Genomic DNA, 20,671 nt, shown 5'->3' with positions numbered 1-20,671 from the left:
ATGGTCAACTTCGCCCCGCGGAGAGACCGGACCAACCGGCGATCTTGGCAGGTCCCGGGCGGGTCGGGCGACCCGGAGTGGAGGCCGCGAAAAGGGCCGCGGGCGGGTGCCCGCGGCCCTTTGTCGGACAGCAATCGAATGGTGTTCCGGCTTACCGGAAAGGCAATGCCGGCGGTCAGTGCCCGCGGAACCGGTTGATCGCGGTTTCGTGCCGGGCGCGCAGCGCAGTGTCTCGGACGCCGAGACCGTCGGTGGGCGCCAGGCAGCGCACGCCGACCTTGCCCTGGTGCGCGTTGCGGTGCACCTCGTACGCGGCCTGGCCGGTCTGCTCCAGCGGGTAGGTCCTCGACACGGTCGGGTGCACCTTGCCGAGCGCCACGAGCCGGTTGGCCTGCCACGCCTCGTGGTAGTTGGCGAAGTGGCTGCCGACGATCCGCTTCAGGTGCATCCACAGGTAGCGGTTGTCGTACTGGTGCAGGTAGCCGCTCGTGGAGGCGCAGGTGACGATGGTGCCGCCCTTCTTGGCGACGTAGACGCTGGCGCCGAAGGTCTCCCGGCCGGGGTGCTCGAAGACGATGTCCGGGTCCTCGCCGCCGGTCAGCTCGCGGATCCGTTCCCCGAACCGGCGCCACTCGTCCTGGTCCTGGGTCTCCTCGTCCTTCCAGAACCGGAAGCCCTCGGCGGTGCGGTCGATGACCAGCTCGGCGCCCATCTTCCGGCACAGCTCGGCCTTCTCCGGAGAGGAGACCACGCAGACCGGGATGGCCCCGCCGTTGAGCGCCATCTGGGTGGCGTAGCCGCCCAGGCCGCCGGAGGCGCCCCAGATCAGCACCACGTCGCCCTGCTTCATGTTCGCCCCGTGGTGGGACACGAGCTGCCGGTACGCGGTGGAGTTGACCAGCCCCGGGCTGGCCGCCTCCTCCCAGCTCAGGTGGCGCGGCTTCGGCATGAGCTGGTTGGCCTTGACCACGGCCAGCTCGGCCAGGCCGCCGAAGTTGGTCTCGAAGCCCCAGATCCGCTGCTGCGGGTCGAGCATGGTGTCGTCGTGGCCGGCGGCGTCCTCCAGCTCCACCGAGAGGCAGTGCGCGACCACCTCGTCGCCCGCCTTCCACCGGGTCACGCCCGGCCCGGTCCGCAGCACCACGCCGGCCGCGTCCGACCCGACCACGTGGTACGGCAGGTCGTGCCGGCGGGTCAGCTCGGAGAGCCGGCCGTAGCGCTGGAGGAACTTGAAGGTGGGCAGCGGCTCGAAGATGCTGGTCCACACGGTGTTGTAGTTGATCGCGCTCGCCATCACGGCGACCAGCGCCTCGCCGGGGCCCAGCTCGGGGGTGGGCACCTCCTGGACGTGCAGCGCCTTGCGCGGGTCCTTGTCCCGGGTGGCCATGCCCTCGAACATCCGGGTGTCCTCGGCGCGGACCACCACGCCCCGGTAGCTCTCCGGTACCGGCAGGCCGGCGAGGCCGGCGAGTTCCCGCTCCGGCTGCGCGGAGCCCTCCGCCGCCATGATCGCTTCAAGGATGTCCTGCACGGTGACCTCCCGTTCGTTGCGCACCCGCACCGGGCGGGCAGGGGTGCTGCCATCGTCGGCGCCGGTGCGACGGGACCGCCATGTCGGCAATCGACACATCCGGCACCGGTCGCACTCCTGTGGGGCGGGACGTTACTGAACGGTAGCTAGGGCCGGAAGTCCTCTGTGAAAAACTGCATCCGCCGATGCGTGGAGGTGTCCGTGGGAACGTGAAACCGCGCAGTGCCGCGCTGGGTCCCAGGAAGCAGGAAGGGCCCCGGCGCCACGGCCGGGACCCTCCGCGCTGCTGCTCAGTGGCCGGTGGCGGCCGGCTCGACCAGCTCGACCAGGACGCCGCCGGCGTCCTTCGGGTGGACGAAGTTGATCCGCGAGTCTGCGGTGCCCCGCTTCGGCTTCTCGTAGAGCAGCCGGACGCCGCGCTCGCGCAGCGCCGCGCAGGCCGCGTCGATGTCGGTCACCGTGTACGCGACCTGCTGCACGCCCGGCCCGTTGCGGTCCAGGAACTTGGCGATCGTCGAGGACGGCGACAACGGCGCGAGCAGTTGCAGGCAGCCGCCCTCGGTGGTCGGGCCGACGGCCAGCATCGCCTCGCGTACGCCCTGCTCCTCGTTGGTCTCGGTGTGCACGCAGCGCATGCCGAAGGTGCGCTGGTAGAAGTCGATCGCGGCGTCCAGGTCGGCCACGGCGATCCCGACGTGGTCGATGCGGCGCAGGCCGATGTCGGTGGCGAGGTCGGCAGCGGGCTCGACGGGGGAGTTCTCAACCATGGCGCCAGTCTGGCCGAACAATCGTTAAGGCGTACAGGTCGGCAATCTCACGCCGCCGGATCGGACGACGTACGAACGTCTCCGCCCCGAGCCTCAGCCGAACGGGCTACCCCGAACGAGGTCACCGGGCCCACATCCGCCGTACGCCCGAGCCGGCGGCCGGCCGCGCTCCGATCGTCCTGCTGGACGGACGATGCCCGCTGAGCAGGTTGCGAGCACGATTCGAACAGGCGCGCCCACCACCAATGATCGCCCCCCGGCCGGCGCTCGCGGCCCGGGCACGGGGGCCTTGATCGGACTCGGGAGGTCCGAGCCGTGCGCACGGTACTGAGAAAGCGCGGCAACGCACCGGACACCACAGCATCCGGCGTCCTGGCTCGGGGGCGGTCGGCATGACGCTGGAGCAGTGGGCGGCAGGAAGTGTCGTGCTGGGCGCGATCCTCAGCGCGCTGACCCTGGTCGTGATGGTGAGCCGGCCGTTGCGCCGCCTGGCCCGGCAGAACGAGGAGTTCCGGCAGGACTGGTACGGGGTGCCGGCCAGGCCGGGTCACGACGCCGTCCCGGGGGTGCCGGAGCGGCTACGGCGAATCGAGACGGAGCTGCACCCGAACGGGGGCGGGACGCTGCGGGATGCGGTCAACGACGCGGAGAGCCGTCTCAAGGGGGTGGAGAGCCGCCTCGACGACCACCTCCGATCGCCGCACGACGGTTAGCCCAGGTCATCGATCGTTCGGCATATGCGAACCCGGACGGCGCAAGGTTGATCTGCAACTTGCACACGGTGAAGAGTACGGATGGTGAGTCCGCTGTCACGGCCCGTTGCTGCTATCTGGATCCCGTCCCACGTCGACCCGATCGAACCCCACCTCATGGTCTGCCTGGACCACGCCCGACGATGCCGCTACAACCTCCTTGGGATCATCACCACCGCACCGTGGGACGAGGTCAGGCACCTGATGATCGACGGGAAGGTCGACGTGGTGGTGGTCGCCGAGCGGGAGCACCTCCCGCCGGACCGGACCCCGCGGATCGAGGTGGCCGCCCGGGGAAACCACCCGTCGCCGGCGTCGTCGCCCAGGGGCCCGGTGCCGCCCCGCCAGCGCCGCCCGGGCCAAAGCTGAACGCGTGGCCGGGCGACGGCGTGCTGCGGGAATCCGTGTCGGGCAGGTTCGGATGCCGGACGCCGCGGCGTGGCGACCATCCATCGACCATCATGGCTGGAGCGCATTGCAGACGTGCTCGGGGTCACCGTACTGTCGCTGTCCCCGGCAGATATGGTGCGTCCTAACAATCGTTAAGGCGTACAGGTCGGCACCCCCTCGGAGGCAGGCATGGCTTCGGTGATCGTCAGCGGCGCGCGGACCCCGATGGGGCGCCTGCTGGGCAACCTCAAGGACCTTCCCGCGACGAAGCTCGGCGGCGTCGCGATCAAGGCGGCGCTGGAGCGCGCCGGCGTGGCCCCGGACCAGGTCCAGTACGTGATCATGGGGCAGGTGCTCCAGGCCGGCGCGGGCCAGATCCCGGCCCGCCAGGCCGCCGTCGAGGCGGGCATCCCCATGTCCACCCCGGCGCTGACCATCAACAAGGTCTGCCTCTCCGGCCTGGACGCGATCGCACTGGCCGACCAGCTCATCCGGGCCGGCGAGTTCGACATCGTGGTGGCCGGCGGCATGGAGTCCATGACCAACGCGCCGCACCTGATGCTCGGCCAGCGCGCCGGCTACAAGTACGGCGACGTGACGATCAAGGACCACATGGCCCTGGACGGCCTCACCGACGCCTGGGACTGCTGCTCGATGGGCGAGTCCACCGAGCGGCACGGGGCGAAGCACGGCATCACCCGCGAGGAGCAGGACGCGTTCGCCGCGGCCAGCCACCAGCGCGCCGCCGCCGCCCAGAAGAACGGCCACTTCGCCGACGAGATCACCCCGGTGATCATCCCGCAGCGCAAGGGCGACCCGCTGGTGATCAGCGAGGACGAGGGCATCCGCCCGGACACCACGGCGGAGTCGCTGGGCAAGCTCCGCCCCGCGTTCACCAAGGACGGCACCATCACGGCCGGCAGCTCCTCGCCGATCTCCGACGGCGCCGCCGCGGTGGTCGTGATGAGCAAGGCCAAGGCCAAGGAGCTGGGGCTCACCTGGCTGGCCGAGATCGGCGCGCACGGCAACGTGGCGGGCCCGGACAACTCGCTGCACTCGCAGCCGTCCAACGCCATCAACCAAGCGCTCAAGAAGGCCGGCCTGGCCGTCTCCGACCTCGACCTCATCGAGATCAACGAGGCGTTCGCCCAGGTCGGTATCCAGTCCGCGCGGGACCTCGGGATCAGCACGGACAAGGTGAACGTCAACGGCGGCGCCATCGCGCTCGGCCACCCGATCGGCATGTCCGGCGCCCGGCTGGTGCTCACCCTGGCGCTGGAGCTCAAGCGGCGGGGCGGGGGCACCGGCGCGGCCGCGCTCTGCGGCGGCGGCGGCCAGGGCGACGCGCTGATCATCCACGTCCCGAACGGCGCCGAGAGCTGACCGTGACCGACAGTGTCCAGAACGTCCCGGCGGCGGCCGCCGGCTCGGTGCGCCGCAGCCGGGACGTACCCCTGCTGGTCGAGCGGGCCCGCGCGGGCGACCCCCGCGCGGTGGCCCGGCTGATCACCCTGGTCGAGTCCGGCGACGAGGTGCTGCCGCAGGTCGCGGCGGCGCTGGCCCCCTACGCCGGGCACGCCCAGGTGGTCGGCCTGACCGGCTCGCCGGGCGTGGGAAAGTCGACCACCACGAACGAGCTGGTCCGGGCGCTGCGGGCGCGCGGCCACCGGGTGGGCGTGCTGGCCATCGACCCGTCCAGCCCGTTCACCGGCGGGGCGATCCTCGGTGACCGGGTCCGGATGCAGGACCACGCCACCGACCCCGGCGTCTACATCCGTTCGATGTCCAGCCGGGGCCACCTCGGCGGGCTCTCCGCGGCCACGCCGCAGGCGGTCCGGGTGCTGGAGGGCGCCGGCTGCGACGTGGTGCTGGTGGAGACCGTCGGCGTCGGCCAGGCCGAGGTCGAAGTGGCCTCGCTCGCCGACACCACGCTGGTGCTGCTCGCCCCGGGCATGGGCGACGCCATCCAGGCGGTCAAGGCCGGCATCCTGGAGATCGCCGACGTCTTCGTGGTCAACAAGGCCGACCGGGACGGCGCCGACGCCACCGTGCGCGACATCCAGGGCATGATCGCCCTGGGTGAGCGAGGGCCGGGCGAGTGGCGACCGCAGGTGGTCCGCTCGATCGCCGCGCGCGGCGAGGGCATCGACGACATCGCCGCCGCCATCGACAAGCACCGCGACTGGCTGGAGCGCCACGGCGAGCTGCGCCGCCGCCGGGAGGCACGGGCCGCCGCCGAGATCGAGGCCATCGCGCTGGGCACCCTGCGGGACCGGATCGGCTCGCTGCGCGACGGTACGCAGCTGCCGACGCTCGCGGCCAAGGTGGCCGAGGGGGCGCTCGACCCGTACGCCGCGGCGGACGAGTTGCTGGCCCAGCTCGGCTCCTGAGCGTCGCGAGGAACCACCCGGTCGGACCCGGGACCCGGCTGCGGTCCCGGCGTCCGGTCCGCGCCCGCTACCAGGGCAGCGAACCCTCGCGGTCGAAGTAGCCGCCGGTCGGGCCGTCGGGCCCCACCTGGGCCATCCTCACGATGACCTCGGCGCCCTGCTCGACGGTCTGGAAGCCGGTGCGCATGTTCAGGTCGGTGGCCGTGTAGCCGGGCTCGACGGCGTTGACGCGCATGTTCGGGAAGGCCTTCGCGTACTGCACGGTGATCATGTTGACCGCGACCTTCGACGCCGGATAGGCCATCCCGGGGTAGGCGTACGACGGGTTTCCCGGTTCGGTGACCCGGGCCAGGGACGCCAGGCCGCTGCTGAGGTTCACCACCACCGGGGCGGCGGACCGCTGGAGCAGCGGCAGGAACGCGTGGGTCACGCGGACCATGCCGAAGACGTTCGTCTCGAACACCTCGCGCATCATGTCCGCGGTCACCTCCGCCGCGCCGATCACCCCGCCGTCCGGCCGCCGTCCCTCGATGCCGGCGTTGTTGATGAGTACGTCCAGCCCGCCGGCGGCCGCCACGGACTCGGCCGCCGCCGCGACGGAGGCGTCGTCGGTCACGTCGATGAGGAGCAGCCGCGCCCCGATCTGCTCGGCGGCGGCCCGACCGCGTTCGGCGTCCCGGCTGCCCAGGTAGACGGTGTGGCCCGCCTCGACGAGTCGGCGGGCGGTCTCGAACCCGAGCCCCTTGTTCGCTCCGGTGATCAGTGTTGTGGTCATGTGGCCAAGCTACGAGCAGGTCGGCTGGGCAGGGGCCGGTCCGGTTTTCCTGGGACTGCCGGTACCAGCCCGCACCGGGAGACCGACTCCGCCCCGTCCACCTAGTACGCTCGCACCGCCGCACGGCGCGCGTGGGGCCGGACCAACCCGGTGGGAGAGCATGGCTGACGAGACCCAGGAGCTGTCGGTGCTGCCGAACGCGGTGGCGGGCGGTGCGACGCACGTCTCCGACGAGGTGGTGGAGAAGATCGCGGTGGCCGCCGCGAAGTCGGTGCCCGGGGTGGCCGAGCTCGGCGGCGACGTGGCCCGCTTCTTCAACGCCGTGCTGGACCGGGTCGGGTTGGACCAGGTCGGCGACGCCCGGCGCGGCTGCTCGGCGCACGTCACCGACGGCGCGGCCGTGGTCAACCTGGTCCTCGTGATCGGTGGCGGCCGGCCGGTGCCCGAGGTGACCGACGCGGTCCGGGTCGCGGTGACCTCGGCGGTCGAGGCGTACGGGCTGCGGGTCGACGAGATCAACATCCGGGTGGACGACGTGGCGCTGGGCGGACCGGCGGTGCCCTCCGCCTGACCCCGGTTACCGGCCGGTACGTACTTCCTTAGCGATCGTTCAGGCTGGCGTTCTACACTCGGTCTGATCCCTGGACTCGAGGAGGAGCTCCGCGCATGGACGCCGACGAGATCGCCGCCGGTCGGGCCCGCTGGCAGGCCCGCTACGACGCCGCCCGCAAGCGCGACGCGGACTTCACCACGCTCTCCGGGATGACCGTGGACCCGGTGTACGGCCCGCCGGAGGGGGTGCCGTACCCGGGCTTCGAGCGGATCGGCTGGCCGGGCGAGTTCCCGTACACCCGGGGGCTGTACCCGACCGGTTACCGCGGGCGGACCTGGACCATCCGGCAGTTCGCCGGGTTCGGCAACGCCCAGCAGACCAACGAGCGCTACAAGATGATCCTCGGGGCCGGCGGCGGCGGTCTCTCCGTCGCCTTCGACATGCCGACCCTGATGGGGCGCGACTCCGACGACCCGCAGTCGCTCGGCGAGGTCGGCCACTGCGGCGTGGCGGTGGACTCGGCCGCCGACATGGAGGTGCTCTTCGACGGCATCGACCTGGCCGGCGTGACCACCTCGATGACCATCTCCGGCCCGGCCGTGCCGGTCTTCTGCATGTACCTGGTCGCCGCCGAGCGGCAGGGCGCCGACCTGTCCACCCTGGACGGCACGCTCCAGACGGACATCTTCAAGGAGTACATCGCGCAGAAGGAGTGGCTCTTCGACCCGGAGCCGCACCTGCGCCTCATCGGCGACCTCATGGAGTACTGCGCCCGGGAGATCCCGCGGTACAAGCCGCTGTCGGTCTCCGGCTACCACATCCGCGAGGCGGGCTCGACCGCCGCGCAGGAGCTGGCGTACACCCTGGCCGACGGGTTCGGCTACGTCGAGCTGGGGCTCTCCCGCGGGCTGGACGTCAACGTCTTCGCCCCGGGCCTCAGCTTCTTCTTCGACTCCCACGTGGACTTCTTCGAGGAGATCGCCAAGTTCCGGGCCGCCCGCCGGATCTGGGCCCGCTGGCTGCGCGACGTCTACGGCGCCACCAGCGAGAAGGCGCAGTGGCTGCGGTTCCACACCCAGACCGCCGGGGTGTCGCTCACCGCCCAGCAGCCGGTCAACAACGTGGTGCGGACCGCCGTGGAGGCCCTGGCGGCCGTGCTCGGCGGCACGAACTCGCTGCACACCAACGCCCTCGACGAGACCCTGGCCCTGCCCACCGACGAGTCGGCCGAGATCGCCCTGCGCACCCAGCAGGTGCTGATGGAGGAGACCGGTGTCGTCAACGTCGCCGACCCGCTCGGCGGCTCCTGGTACGTCGAGGCGCTGACCGACAAGATCGAGGCCGAGGCGGAGGAGATCTTCGCCCGGATCCGGCAGCTCGGCGGCGAGGGGCCGCACCAGATCGGCCCGATGACCTCGGGCATCCTGCGCGGCATCGAGGACGGCTGGTTCACCGGCCACATCGCCGAGTCGGCCTTCGTCTACCAGCAGGCGCTGGAGAAGGGCGACAAGCGGATCGTCGGGGTCAACTGCCACACCGGCACCGTCGCCAAGGACCTGGAGATCCTGCGCATCTCGCACGAGGTCGAGCTGGAGCAGCGCCGGGTGCTCGCCGAGCGCAAGGCGGGCCGCGACGACGCCGTGGTCAAGGCCGCCGTGCAGCGGATGGTCGAGGTCAGCAGGACCGGCGAGAACATGATCCCGGCCATGCTGGACGCGGTCCGGGCCGAGGCCACCCTGGGCGAGATCTGCGACGCGCTGCGTGCCGAGTGGGGCGTCTACCGCGAGCCCGCCCGGTTCTGATCCGTCGCGCGGGTGCCGGTCGTCCCGGCACCCGCGCCGACCAGGCGTGAGAGTTGCAACTGTCGCCGTCGCGGTTGATCTGAGTTCCGCGGGACACGTGCGAGACTAGATAACCATGAGCGACCCACGGATCACCTCGTCGATCTTCACCCGCGGCGCGGTCGACCTCAGCGCGTTGCGCGGCACCCCGGAACCCTCCCGTCCCACCACCCCGAGCCAGGCCGGCCCCCCGGCCGGCGTACCCGGCGGCCCGCCGGCGGGTGGCGGCGTGGCCGTCATCGACGTGACCGAGGCGACCTTCCAGTCCGAGGTGTTGGAGCGGTCGCTGACCACGCCGGTGGTCGTGGACTTCTGGGCCGAGTGGTGCGAGCCCTGCAAGCAGCTCTCGCCGGTGCTGGAGCGGCTGGCCGCCGAGGGCGAGGGCGCCTGGGTGCTCGCCCGGGTCGACGTCGACGCCAACCCGCGGCTCGCCCAGATGTTCCGGGTCCAGGGCATCCCCATGGTCTACGCGGTGGTCGGCGGCCAGCCCATCGACGCCTTCTCCGGCGTGGTGCCGGAGGCGCAGCTCCGCCAGTGGATCCAGGCCATCCTCAAGGCCGGTGGCGTCACCGTCGCCGAGCCGGAGGACCCGCGGCTGACCGAGGCCGACGACGCGCTGATGTCCGGCGACCTGGAGGCGGCCGAGGCGGCGTACCGGAAGATCCTGGCCGAGAGCCCGGCGGACGCCGCGGCGGAGGCCGGCCTGGCCCAGGTCGGGGTTGCCCGGCGGGTGGCCGGGGCCGACCCGCGCGCCGCGCTCGCCGCCGCCGAGCAGGCCCCCGACGACGTCGAGGCGCAGCTCCTCGCCGCCGACATCGAGGTGCTCAGCGGCTTGGCCGAGCAGGCGTACGCCCGGCTCGTCGGCCTGGTCCGCCGGACCGCCGGCGACGACCGGGAGAAGGTCCGCCAGCACCTGGTGTCGCTGTTCAGCATCGCCGGCCCGGACGACCCCGCCGTGGCGTCCGCCCGACGTGCCCTGGCCAGCGCCCTGTTCTGAGTTCACCGCACGCCAGCGCGGGCCGGCGTTCCGGCCGGCCCGCCCGACCACCGAGGACGGGAGCCCATGATGCGCCGGATCGCCGTCCTCGACGCGCCGACGAACCTCGGCCTGCGCCCACCCACGTCCACCTCCGTTCCCGGCTGCGCCAAGGCGCCCGGCGCGCTGCGCGACCACGGCCTGCTCGCCCGGCTGCGGGCCCGCGACGCCGGCTGCCTCACTCCGCCCCGGTACGACCCCGGTGACTGGCGCCCCGGCGACGGGGTCTGCCACGCCCGGGAGATCTCCGGCTACTCGGTGGCGCTGGCCGACCGGATCGGCTCGATCATCGACCGCGGCGAGTTCCCGCTGGTGCTCGGCGGGGACTGCTCGGTGCTGCTCGGCTCGGCGCTGGCCATGCACCGGCTCGGCGAGGCGGTCGGCGGGCGGATCGGCCTGGTCTTCGTCGACGGCCACTCCGACTTCCGGCACCCCGGCAACGCCTCGTACGTGGGCGCGGCGGCGGGGGAGGACCTGGCCCTGGTCACCGGCCGGGGGCAGGCCGACCTGGCCGCCATCGAGGGGCGGCGCCCCTACTTCCGGGATGTCGACGTGGTGGTGCTCGGCATCCGGGCGCAGGACGAGTACCGGCTCGACCTCCAGGCCGCCGGCATCACCACCCGCCCCGTGCCGGCGCTGCGCGCCGAGGGGGCGGCCCGCACCGCCCAGTGGGCGCACGAGCAGCTGGCCGACTGCGCCGGCTACTGGGTGCACATCGACGTGGACGTGCTCGACCCGGCGGTGATGCCCGCGGTGGACGCGCCGGACCCGGGCGGGATCGCCTTCGCCGAGCTGGAGATCCTGCTCGCCGGCCTCGTGGACACCCCGCACTGCCTCGGCGTCGAGCTGACCGTCTTCGACCCCGACTACGACCCCGACGGGTCGTACGCCGCCGAGATCGTCAACACCGTGGTGGCCGGGCTCGCCCCGGTCGCCGCGCCCGGCGCCATGCCGCCCCGGCTGCTGCCGGCCGGCCCGGTCGCACCGGCGCCCCGCCCCGGCAACGGTCGGCCGCCGGCCCGCGACGTGCTGCTCGGCCCGGCGGCCGTCCCCGCGCCGGCCGTGGCCGTGGAGCCGATCGGCCCGGCCCCGACCGAGGCGGTCGGGGACGATCCCGACGGCGTCGACAGCGACGGCGACCGTCCGGCAGCCGAGCCCGCACCCGCCGACCAGTCCCGTCCCGGCTCGCTGCGCCGAGCGGTGGAACCGGACGGCCCGGACGAACCCGAGCCGGTCGGGCCGCTGGCGTCGGCCGGACCGGGGCTGCTGCGGCGCGTGCCCGGCGGGGAGGGTGAGCCCGACACCCCGGAGGCGTCCCGGCCGGGCGTGGACATCGCCTGAACCGGCGTCAGCGGGCGGCGAGCCCGCGGAGGAATCGCTCGGCGATCGGGACGGCGCTGGTGGTGCTCGACCCGCCCTGCTCGACGAAGACCGCGAACGCCACGTCGCCCTGCCAGCCGACGAACCAGGCGTGGGTGTGCGCCGGGTTGTTGTCGTACTCGGCGGTGCCGGTCTTGCCGTACACCGGCTCGCCGGGGACGTCCGCCAGCGCGGCGCCCGTGCCGCTGGTGACCACCGCACGCATCATCGTCTTCACCGCCGTCACCGACTCCGCTTTGAGAGCCGGGCCGGCCGGGGCGGGCTTCGCCGCGGCGGGGTCGAGCAGCAGCTTGGGCTGCTCCCAGTGGCCGCGGGCCACGGCGGCGGTGGCGCTGGCCATGGCGAGCGGGCTGACCACGGTGGTGCCCTGACCGATCGCGGCGGCGGCCTGCTCGGTGGCCGAGCTGTTGGCGGAGACCTTGCCGGTGAAGACATCGGTGCCGAGGTCCCAGGGCGCCTCCAGGCCGAGCGTGCGGCCGGCCTGGGCCAGCCCGTCCGGGCCGAGCTTCGGCGCCAGCGAGGTGAAGGCGGTGTTGCAGGACTTCGCGAAGTCGGTGGTGAACGGGACGTCGCCCAGCTCGAAGTTGTCGGAGTTCTTGAAGGAGCGGCCGTCGACCTCGAACGTCTTCGGGCAGCGCACCGTCGCCTCCGGGGTCACCGCCCCCTTGTCGAGCAGGGCGAGCGCGCTGACCATCTTGAACGTCGAGCCGGGCGGCACCTGGGCGGTGAAGGCGAGGTTCTCGCCGGCGGCGCCGGGGCCGTTGGCGGCGGCCAGCACCGCGCCGTCGCTGATCCGGACGGCCACCAGGGCGGAGCGGCGGGCCTGGCCGCGCAGCGCCGCGTCGGCGGCGTTCTGGGTGGCCGCGTCGAGGGTGGTCTTCAGCGGCTGGCCGGCCTTCGGCTCGCCGCGGAACAGCTCGACCCCGCTGGGTGCGGTGGTGCCGTCCGGCGCCGGACGCTGGGTGAACACGGTGATCCCCGGGGTGCCGCGCAGCCGGTCGTCGTAGCGGCCCTGGAGGCCGCCGTGGCCGACCAGGTCGCCCCGGACGTACTTGTCGGGGTGCGCCTTGAGGTCGTCGGCCTGGGCCGGGTCGACCGAGCCGAGCAGGGCCCGGGCGAACTCCCGGGTCGGGGCCAGGAAGAGCTGGTCGGACTCGAAGCGGGTGCCGGGCAGGTCGTAGATCCGGGGCTTGATCTGCCGGTACGCCTCTTCGCGCAGGGTCACCACCTCGACGAGCGCGCCCCGGTCCGCCTCCTTCAGCCGTTGCGGCAGGTCGGAGAGGTCGACCGGTGGGGTGAGCGCGGGCCGGATCGCCTTGAACGCGGCGTCGAGCTTCCGGACCAGGGCCTTCACGTCGGTGACCTCGCCGGGGGTGACCTGCACCCGGACCACCGGGCGGGGCGCGACGACCGGGGTGCCCGCGGAGTCCAGCACGCCGGCCCGGGGCGCGGCCTCCCGGCGCAGCGCGAGCCGGTCGCCCGCCTCCAGCTTCTCGTGCACGACGGTCGGTTCCCAGATGACCTGCCACTGGTCGTCGGCGCCGTGCCGGAGGCGTACCGGATTCTCGTAGGTCCAGGTGGTGGCGCCCGGCAGCGTCCAGGTCAGCTTGACCCGCGCGGTGCCGATGTCGCCCTCGACCTTCACGTCGCCGGTGCGCTTGAGCTGTGGCGGGCTGTCGGCCAGCTCGCCGGCGAGCGACCGGAGTTCCTTGGTCACGTCGGCCGCGGCCACCTTGGCGCCGTTCGGGTCGATGAAGCCGACCGCCTGGAGGTCGCCGGAGCGCCAGCCCTTCAGGAAGGCGTCGACGCTCTGTTCCGGCCCGTCCTCGCCCGAGCATCCGGCCAGCGCGCCCGCCGCCAGCACGGTGGCGGCCAGCGCCGCAAGGACCCGGCGGGGAGGGGAGAGGTGGCGGCGGTCGGGGTACGACAGGAGCATGAAGGAGTTCCTCCGGTTCGAGACTGCCCTGCACGCTAGTACGGCGCGCGGCTCCCCACGGCCCCGGCACGGCCCTTGCGCAGGCAAAGAGTGGCCTGTGGCAGTGTGATGAACATCGCCAGTCCGGGTACTCCGCGACCGGCCGACCACGTACCCGCAACGGGTGAAAGGACAGAGTCCCGATCCGGACGTCCGGCCGGTGGTCCGCCGACAAAGGGGCACAGCGGCAGGGCCTAGGCTGGGCGGCAGAGTGACCCACAACGCGGTGGGTCGAGGGGAGTGGCACCGATGGACCGGCGTCCGGCGATCAAACCGGGACCCGACCTCCGGCAGGCTGACACCAGCCGGGACGATGACAGCTTCGATTCGGCGACCGACGGGGACGGTTTCAGCCGTCTCGACACAGGAGTGACCGGGATGACCGGTTCCAGCATCGACACCCTCTACGACCTGGGCCTGCCCGCGCAGGCACTGGGCGACGAATCCGAGGACGCCGAGCTGGACGAGCCGGTACCCAACGCGGAGCGCCTGGTCGCCCAGGCGGTCGCGCTGGCCGGGGACGACCACGACGCGGCCACCCTGGTGGGCCGCTTCTGGCGGTTCGCGCCGGACGAGGAGCTGATCGGCTTCACCGCCGAGGAGATGCTCGACGCGGCCCGGGCCCACCGGGACCTCGCCCAGCAGCGGGTACCGGGCGAGCTGAAGCTGCGCATCCACGAGCCGGACGCCGAGCAGCACCACACCGTGATCGAGATCGTCACCGACGACATGCCGTTCCTGGTCGACTCGGTGACCGCGCTGCTGAACTCGCACCACCTCGACGTGCACCTGCTGGTGCACCCGCTGGTCGTGGTGCGGCGCGAGCCGCTGGGCCGGCTGACCGAGGTCTCCGCGGACGTGGAGCCGGACGACGCGATCGCCGGCGACCTGGTCGAGAGCTGGATGCGGATCGAGATCGACCCGGTCCGTGACGCGGCCGAGCGGGAGAAGCTGCGCCGGGAGCTGCAGCGGGTCCTCACCGACGTGCGGGAGGCCGTCGAGGACTGGCCCAAGATGCGGCAGCGTGCGCTGGCCCTGGCCGACGAGCTGGCCTCGGCGCGTACCTCGGACAACCGTCCGCCGGTGCCGGAGAAGGACATCACCGACTCGGTGGAGCTGCTGCGCTGGCTGGCGCACGACCACTTCACCTTCCTCGGCTACCGCGAGTACCGGCTGGTCGACACCGACGGCGCGAACGGCGGCCAGGCCCTGGAGGCCGTCCTCGGCACCGGGCTGGGCATCCTGCGTTCCGACTCGCCCGAGGCCCGGTCGCTGAACTCGATGACCCCCGAGGCGCACGAGAAGGTGCTGGAGAAGCGCCTGCTCATCATCACCAAGGCCAACTCGCGGGCCACCGTGCACCGGTCGGCCTACCTCGACTACATCGGCTTCAAGATCTTCAACGACTCGGGCGAGGTGGTCGGGGAGCGGCGCTTCCTGGGCCTGTTCTCGACGGCGGCGTACCGGACCAGCGTGCAGGAGCTGCCGGTGGTCCGACGCAAGGTCGCCGAGGTGCTGGACCGCTCGGGCCTGAGCCTGCGCAGCCACTCCGGCAAGGACCTGCTCCAGATCCTGGAGACCTACCCCCGCGACGAGCTGTTCCAGATCAAGACCGACGACCTCTACCACGCGGTGATCGGCGTGCTCCGCATGGCCGGCCGCCGGCAGCTGCGGGTCTTCCTGCGCCGGGACGCGTACGGGCGGTTCATCTCCTGCCTGATCTACCTGCCCCGGGACCGGTTCACCACCCAGAACCGGCTGCGGATGCAGGACATCCTGCTCCGCGAGCTGAACGGCGTCGGGGTGGACTACACCACCCGGGTGACCGAGTCGATGCTGGCCCGGGTGCACTTCATCGTCCGGACCGACCCGAACAACCCGCCCGGGGACATCGACGCCGACCTGCTCGCCGAGGAGCTGGCCGACGCCACCCGGCTCTGGGACGACGACTACCGGCTGGTGCTGGAGCGCAAGCTCGGCGACGAGCAGGCCAAGCACCTGTTCGCCCGGTACGCCGACGCCTTCCCGGAGGGCTACAAGGACGGGCACACGCCGTACGAGGCGATGAAGGACCTGGCCAAGCTCGAGCTGCTGGAGGAGTCCGGCCAGCTGGAGATGCACCTGTTCCGCAAGCAGCTCGCCGGGCGCACCAACGGCGCCGGCCGGGCCGTCGAGGTCGACGAGACCATGGACGTCCGGTTCAAGGTCTACCGGTACGGCGAGCCCATGATGCTCTCCGCCGTGCTGCCGGTGCTGCACTCGCTCGGCGTCCGGGTGGTCGACGAGCACCCGTACGAGGTGGAGCGCGTCGACGGCCGGATCTGGCTCTACGACTTCGGGCTGAAGCTGCCCGAGGCGCACCAGGAGCTGGCCGAGGTCCGCCCGCACGTGGAGAACGCCTTCGCCGCCGCCTGGCGCGGCGAGGCCGAGGTGGACGGCTTCAACGAGCTGGTGCTCCGGGCCGGGCTCACCTGGCGGCAGGTGGTGGTGCTGCGGGCGTACGCGAAGTACCTGCGGCAGGCCGGCACCGTGTTCTCGCAGGAGTACATGGAGCAGACCTTCATCGCGTACCCGCGGATCGCCTCGCTGCTGGTGGAGCTCTTCGAGACCCGGTTCCGGCCGGGCGCGTCCACCCTGGACGAGCGGCGGCAGCGCAGCGGCGAGCTGGTCTCCGCGATCGGCGAGGCGCTGGACGACGTGGCCAGCCTCGACCAGGACCGGATCCTGCGCTCCTACCTGACGTTGATCCAGGCCACCCTGCGCACCAGCTTCTACCAGAAGCCGGTTGGTGGGCGGCCCAAGTCGTACGTCGCCTTCAAGCTGGACCCGCAGGCGATCCCGGAACTGCCGGCGCCGCGTCCCAAGTTCGAGATCTTCGTCTACTCGCCCCGCTTCGAGGGCGTGCACCTGCGGTTCGGGCCGGTGGCCCGGGGCGGCCTGCGCTGGTCCGACCGGCGCGAGGACTTCCGCACCGAGGTGCTCGGCCTGGTCAAGGCGCAGATGGTGAAGAACGCCGTCATCGTGCCGGTGGGCGCCAAGGGCGGCTTCGTGCTCAAGCAGAAGCCGGGCGACCGGGACGAGGCGGTGGCCTGCTACAAGGAGTTCGTCGGCGCGCTGCTCGACGTCACCGACAACATCGCCAGCGGCGAGATCGTGCCGCCGGAGGACGTGGTCCGGCACGACGCCGACGACCCGTACCTGGTGGTGGCGGCGGACAAGGGCACCGCGACCTTCTCCGACATCGCCAACGAGATCTCCGCCGCGCACAACTTCTGGCTGGGCGACGCCTTCGCCTCCGGCGGTTCGGCCGGCTACGACCACAAGAAGATGGGCATCACGGCCCGGGGCGCCTGGGAGTCGGTGAAGCGGCACTTCCGGGAGCTGGGGCACGACACCCAGACCCAGGACTTCACCGTGGTCGGCGTCGGCGACATGTCCGGCGACGTGTTCGGCAACGGGATGCTGCTGTCGAAGCACATCCGGCTGGTGGCCGCCTTCGACCACCGGCACATCTTCCTCGACCCGGACCCGGACGCGGCCACCTCGTGGGACGAGCGGAAGCGGTTGTTCGACCTGCCCCGTTCCTCCTGGGAGGACTACAACCCCGAGCTGATCTCGGCCGGCGGCGGGGTGTACCCGCGTACCGCCAAGTCGGTGCCGGTCTCGCCGCAGGTGCGCGCGGTGCTCGGCCTCGACGACGACGTCACGCAGCTCAGCCCGCAGGAGCTGATGAAGTCGATCCTCATGGCGCCGGTGGACCTGTTCTGGAACGGCGGCATCGGCACCTACGTGAAGGCGTCGACGCAGACCAACGCCGAGGTCGGGGACAAGTCCAACGACGCCATCCGGGTGGACGGCAAGGGCTTGCGCTGCCGGGTGGTCGGCGAGGGCGGCAACCTGGGCTTCACCCAGCACGGCCGGATCGAGTACGCGTCGACCGGCGGCCGGATCTACACCGACTTCATCGACAACGCGGCCGGGGTGGACTGCTCCGACCACGAGGTGAACATCAAGATCCTGCTGAACACGGCGGTCGCCGACGGCGCGCTGGACATGCCGGACCGCGACGAGCTGCTGGCCCAGATGACCGACGAGGTCGCCGAGCTGGTGCTGCGGGACAACTACGACCAGGCCCGGGCGCTGAACAACGCCCAGGCCCAGGCCGCCTCGCTGCTCCCGGTGCACCGCCGGATGATCAGCGAGCTGGAGCGGGCGGGTCAGCTCGACCGCGCGCTGGAGGCGCTGCCCTCGGACGAGGAACTGGCGGTGCGCGGCGAGACCGGGCTGACCGCGCCGGAGTTCGCGGTGCTGCTGGCGTACGTGAAGATCGTGCTGGAGCGGGAGATCGTCAGCGAGGGGCTGGCGGACGAGGAGTGGACGACCGACGTCCTGGTCAACTACTTCCCGACCCCGCTGCGGGAGCGGTTCGCCGACCGGATGGGCCGGCACCGGCTGCGCCGCGACATCGTCACCACGGTCCTGGTCAACGAGGCGATCAACCGGGGCGGCATCACGTTCGTCTTCCGGGTGGTCGAGGAGACGGCCGCCTCGGCGGCGGACGTGCTGCGGGCGTACGTGGTGGTCCGCGAGGTGTTCCGGCTGCGCGAGCTGTGGGACGCGGTCGAGGCGCTGGACAACAAGGTCTCGCCCGAGTTGCAGACCAGCGTCTACCTGGACACCCGCCGGCTGCTCGACCGCGCGGTGCGCTGGCTGGTCACCAACCGGCGCTCGCCGATCGACGTGCCGGGGGAGATCGCCCGGCTGCGGGACGGGGTGGCCCGGCTCCTGCCGGAGCTGGAGGACCTCTTCTACGGCACCGAGCGGGAGGCGATCGCCGCCCACATCGACTCGCTGACCGGCAAGGGGCTGCCCCGCGACCTGGCCGAGCAGGCGACCCGGCTGATGTACAGCTTCGGCCTGCTCGACGTGGTGGAGACCGCCCAGTCGACCGGCCGGGACGTGAGCGAGGTGGCCTCGGTCTACTTCGTCCTCTCCGACCGGTTCCGGGTGGACGCTCTGCTGTCGAAGATCTCCCTGCTGCCGCGGGAGGACCGCTGGCAGACCCTGGCCCGGATGGCGCTGCGCTATGACCTGTACGCCGCGCTGGCCGCGCTCACCGCGGAGGTCCTCGGCTCCACGCCGGACAGCCTCCCGCCGGTCGAGCGGGTGCAGGAGTGGGAGCAGGCGAACGCCACCTCGATCCACCGGGCGCACCGCGCCATGGGGGAGTTCGACGAGTCCCGCGCCGACCTGTCCGCCCTGTCCGTGCTGCTGCGGCAGATCCGTACCCTGGTGCGGACCTCGGCGGCGGCCTGACCGAGTACGCACGCCGGCGCGGCCCGGTGGTCGGTCATCCGACCACCGGGCCGCGCCCGTTCGCGGCGCCCACCCGGCCAACCCCCGGGCCGCGCCGCTTCACGCCATGCTGGCGAAGGCGATGACGTTGTCCGCGTAGCTGTGGCTGCTCTCGTCGAACGCCCCACCGCAGGTGACCACCCGCAGGCCGGGCTCGTCGGAGGGGCCGTAGACCAGCTCGGTGGGGAAGGCCGTCTTCGGGTACGACTTCACCTCGGTCACCGTGAACGTGGCGGCCGAGCCGTCCTCCCGGGCGATCGAGATGGTGTCGCCCGCCTGGAGCGCGCCCAGGTTGAAGAAGACGGCCGGCCCGAGCTTGGCCGAGTCGACGTGGCCGACGATGACGGAGTTGCCGGCCTCGCCGGGACTGGGCCCCGGGGAGTACCAGCCCGCCTTCATGGCCTGCTCCAGCGGGGGCACCTGGACCGTGCCGTCCGCGTTCATGCCGAGGGTCATGATCTCGGCGTGTACGCCGATCCGGGGGATCGAGATGGTCGTCGGGGTCGAGCGGGGGAGTCCGGCGGCGGCGAGGTCCGGCTGAGGCGTGATCGTGGAACCGTCGTCGACGGACGCCTGGTCGGCGGTCTCCGCGCCGGTGACGCCGCCGGGGCCCGGGATGGCGGTCGGCGACGGGGACAGGTCGGCGGGCCCGGCCTGGGCGAGCGGCTGGGGCGGGCGGGGCGGCGGCACGGTCCGCACGGACGCCCCGATCATGCCGGCGCCCACCATGGCGAGCAGGACGACGACAGCGGCGCCGGCGGCGCGCCACGGTTTCCCGTGACGGCCGCCGGCCCGTGTCGCCGTCCGGTCAGACGAGGTCATCGCCCCGCCGCCGGCGCAGCAGGATCATGCCGCCCAGGGCGGCGGCGCCGATGACGCCCACCCCGCTGGCGGCCATGCTGCGGTCCAGGCTGGTGGTGGTCATGCCACCGTCACCGCCGTCGACGTGGCCACGCGGCATGCAGTCCCGGTCACGGTCCTTGCCGTCGTGGTCCTTCTGGTCGTCGTTCCGGCCGTCCCAGTCCTTGCGGTCCTCGTCCTTGCGGTCGTGGTCCTTCTTGTCCTCGTCCCGGCTGTCCCAGCTCCGGTTGTCCCAGTCCTTCCGGTCCTCGTCCTTGCGGTCGTGGTCCTTCCGGTCCTCGTCGTTCCGGTCCCGGTCCTTGGCGTCGTGCTCCTTGTTGTCCCGGTCGTTGCGCTCTTCGTCCTTGCGGTTCTCGTCCTTGCGGTCCTTCTCGTCGCCCGGCTGGTCGGCGACCACGCCGCCGCCCTGGCCGTCGGCGCCCGGCTGCCAGGAGTCGCTGCCCTGCCAGTCGTTGTGCTCCTCGCCCTTGCCGTCGTCGTGCTTGCCGCCCTGGTCCTTGCCGTCGTCGTGCTTGCCGTCGTCGTGCTTGCCGTCGTCGTGCTTGCCGTCGTGGTCCTTGCGGTCCTCGTCCTTGCGGTCCCGGTCCTTGCCGTCGTGGTCCTTGCGGTCCTCGTCCTTGCGGTCCTCGTCCTTGCGGTCCTCGTAGCTGCGGTCCCAGTCCTTGCGGTCCCAGTTCTTGTGGTCCCAGTCCTCGTGGTCCCCCGAGCAGGTACCGGGAAGACTGACCTGCGGCTTGGCGACCGCGTTCGCGCTGGCCGCGTTCGCCGCCGCGGGCGAGAACAGCAGTAGGGACGCGCCACCCAGAGCGGCACCCGCAACGAGCTTCCCGAGCATCTTCTTAGCCATGACCTGCGTCACTCCATCCCTGTTTGTCCTGAGCCCGACGTCCCTCGAGCTACGACCGACGTTAGACCCTTTCGCGAGTTATCCGGGGAAAGATTCGTGTTTAGCAGTTTGCAGGCGGTAAGAGCATTTGGAGTGCTAAGCGGCTTTTGGGGTTGACGCGGCTGTCCAGACCCCGCCGTGCCGCCTCGGGCGGTGCCGCTCGGGCTGCACCGCCCGGA

The 20,671-nt window shown here is 72.2% G+C and carries 14 protein-coding genes and 1 pseudogene; 9 read left to right on the top strand and 6 right to left on the bottom strand.

Going from position 1 to position 20,671, the window contains the following annotated elements; genetic code table 11:
- Nucleotides 1-175 precede the first annotated feature (175 nt).
- Together ccrA and mce are read right to left on the bottom strand one after the other, a co-directional pair.
- The gene (gene ccrA / locus IEY96_RS28570; RefSeq protein WP_189197898.1) at nt 176-1,531 is read right to left on the bottom strand and encodes a crotonyl-CoA carboxylase/reductase; all 1,356 of its coding nucleotides are present in this window, start codon (nt 1,529-1,531) and stop codon (nt 176-178) included.
- A 290-nt stretch (nt 1,532-1,821) separates the two neighbouring features.
- A complete protein-coding gene (gene mce, locus IEY96_RS28565) occupies nt 1,822-2,298 on the bottom strand; it encodes a methylmalonyl-CoA epimerase (RefSeq protein ID WP_189197897.1) in 477 nt (158 codons plus the stop codon).
- Nucleotides 2,299-2,690: 392 nt separating this feature from the next.
- On the opposite strand from mce, the gene IEY96_RS28560 reads away from it, so the two are divergent.
- The 4 genes from IEY96_RS28560 to meaB all read left to right on the top strand — a co-directional run bounded on the left by IEY96_RS28560 (nt 2,691) and on the right by meaB (nt 5,830).
- Nucleotides 2,691-3,011, top strand: coding sequence for a hypothetical protein (locus IEY96_RS28560; RefSeq protein WP_189197896.1), 321 nt, complete (start codon nt 2,691-2,693; stop codon nt 3,009-3,011).
- An 81-nt stretch (nt 3,012-3,092) separates the two neighbouring features.
- Nucleotides 3,093-3,419 carry a hypothetical protein gene (locus IEY96_RS28555; RefSeq protein ID WP_189197895.1) on the top strand — a complete coding sequence of 109 codons (327 nt, stop codon included), beginning with the start codon at nt 3,093-3,095 and terminating at the stop codon, nt 3,417-3,419.
- 210 nt (nt 3,420-3,629) lie between these two features.
- Nucleotides 3,630-4,823, top strand: coding sequence for an acetyl-CoA C-acetyltransferase (locus IEY96_RS28550; protein WP_189197894.1), 1,194 nt, complete (start codon nt 3,630-3,632; stop codon nt 4,821-4,823).
- A gap of 2 nt (nt 4,824-4,825) precedes the next feature.
- Nucleotides 4,826-5,830: a methylmalonyl Co-A mutase-associated GTPase MeaB gene (gene meaB / locus IEY96_RS28545; protein WP_189197893.1), complete on the top strand. Its 1,005-nt coding sequence runs from the start codon at nt 4,826-4,828 to the stop codon at nt 5,828-5,830.
- Between the two features lie 67 nt (nt 5,831-5,897).
- On the opposite strand, the gene IEY96_RS28540 is transcribed toward meaB, so the two are convergent.
- Nucleotides 5,898-6,605 (bottom strand): SDR family NAD(P)-dependent oxidoreductase, encoded by a 708-nt coding sequence (locus tag IEY96_RS28540; RefSeq protein WP_189197892.1) that lies wholly within the window; start codon nt 6,603-6,605, stop codon nt 5,898-5,900.
- 160 nt (nt 6,606-6,765) lie between these two features.
- Here IEY96_RS28540 and IEY96_RS28535 point away from each other — a divergent pair, with 160 nt between their 5' ends.
- The 4 genes and pseudogenes from IEY96_RS28535 to IEY96_RS28520 form a co-directional block, all read left to right on the top strand.
- Nucleotides 6,766-7,176, top strand: coding sequence for an Asp23/Gls24 family envelope stress response protein (locus IEY96_RS28535; RefSeq protein WP_189197891.1), 411 nt, complete (start codon nt 6,766-6,768; stop codon nt 7,174-7,176).
- A gap of 95 nt (nt 7,177-7,271) precedes the next feature.
- Complete coding sequence (icmA, locus tag IEY96_RS28530; protein ID WP_189197890.1) at nt 7,272-8,960, top strand: coenzyme B12-dependent isobutyryl-CoA mutase large subunit; 1,689 nt, start codon at nt 7,272-7,274, stop codon at nt 8,958-8,960.
- A 115-nt stretch (nt 8,961-9,075) separates the two neighbouring features.
- The gene (locus IEY96_RS28525; protein ID WP_189197889.1) at nt 9,076-9,996 is read left to right on the top strand and encodes a tetratricopeptide repeat protein; all 921 of its coding nucleotides are present in this window, start codon (nt 9,076-9,078) and stop codon (nt 9,994-9,996) included.
- A 66-nt stretch (nt 9,997-10,062) separates the two neighbouring features.
- Nucleotides 10,063-11,007 (top strand): annotated as a pseudogene (locus IEY96_RS28520) (arginase family protein); the annotation flags it as partial.
- 376 nt (nt 11,008-11,383) lie between these two features.
- Here IEY96_RS28520 and IEY96_RS28515 read toward each other — a convergent pair.
- Nucleotides 11,384-13,351 (bottom strand): penicillin-binding transpeptidase domain-containing protein, encoded by a 1,968-nt coding sequence (locus IEY96_RS28515; protein ID WP_189197888.1) that lies wholly within the window; start codon nt 13,349-13,351, stop codon nt 11,384-11,386.
- Between the two features lie 288 nt (nt 13,352-13,639).
- On the opposite strand from IEY96_RS28515, the gene IEY96_RS28510 reads away from it, so the two are divergent.
- A complete protein-coding gene (locus IEY96_RS28510; protein WP_189197887.1) occupies nt 13,640-18,706 on the top strand; it encodes an NAD-glutamate dehydrogenase in 5,067 nt (1,688 codons plus the stop codon).
- A 99-nt stretch (nt 18,707-18,805) separates the two neighbouring features.
- Here the strand turns inward: IEY96_RS28510 and IEY96_RS28505 are convergent, their stop codons facing one another.
- Both IEY96_RS28505 and IEY96_RS28500 read right to left on the bottom strand, forming a co-directional pair.
- Nucleotides 18,806-19,567: a class F sortase gene (locus tag IEY96_RS28505; protein ID WP_189197886.1), complete on the bottom strand. Its 762-nt coding sequence runs from the start codon at nt 19,565-19,567 to the stop codon at nt 18,806-18,808.
- On the bottom strand, nt 19,554-20,453 hold the full coding sequence (locus tag IEY96_RS28500) for a hypothetical protein (protein WP_189197885.1): 900 nt from the start codon (nt 20,451-20,453) through the stop codon (nt 19,554-19,556). Before IEY96_RS28500 ends, IEY96_RS28505 begins: the two co-directional genes overlap by 14 nt.
- Nucleotides 20,454-20,671 lie beyond the last annotated feature (218 nt).

The sequence above is a fragment of the Micromonospora fulviviridis genome, assembly GCF_014648395.1.
Taxonomy (GTDB): domain Bacteria; phylum Actinomycetota; class Actinomycetes; order Mycobacteriales; family Micromonosporaceae; genus Micromonospora; species Micromonospora fulviviridis.
Note: the sequence above shows the minus strand (reverse complement) of the source record. Positions and strands in the feature narration are given on the sequence as shown.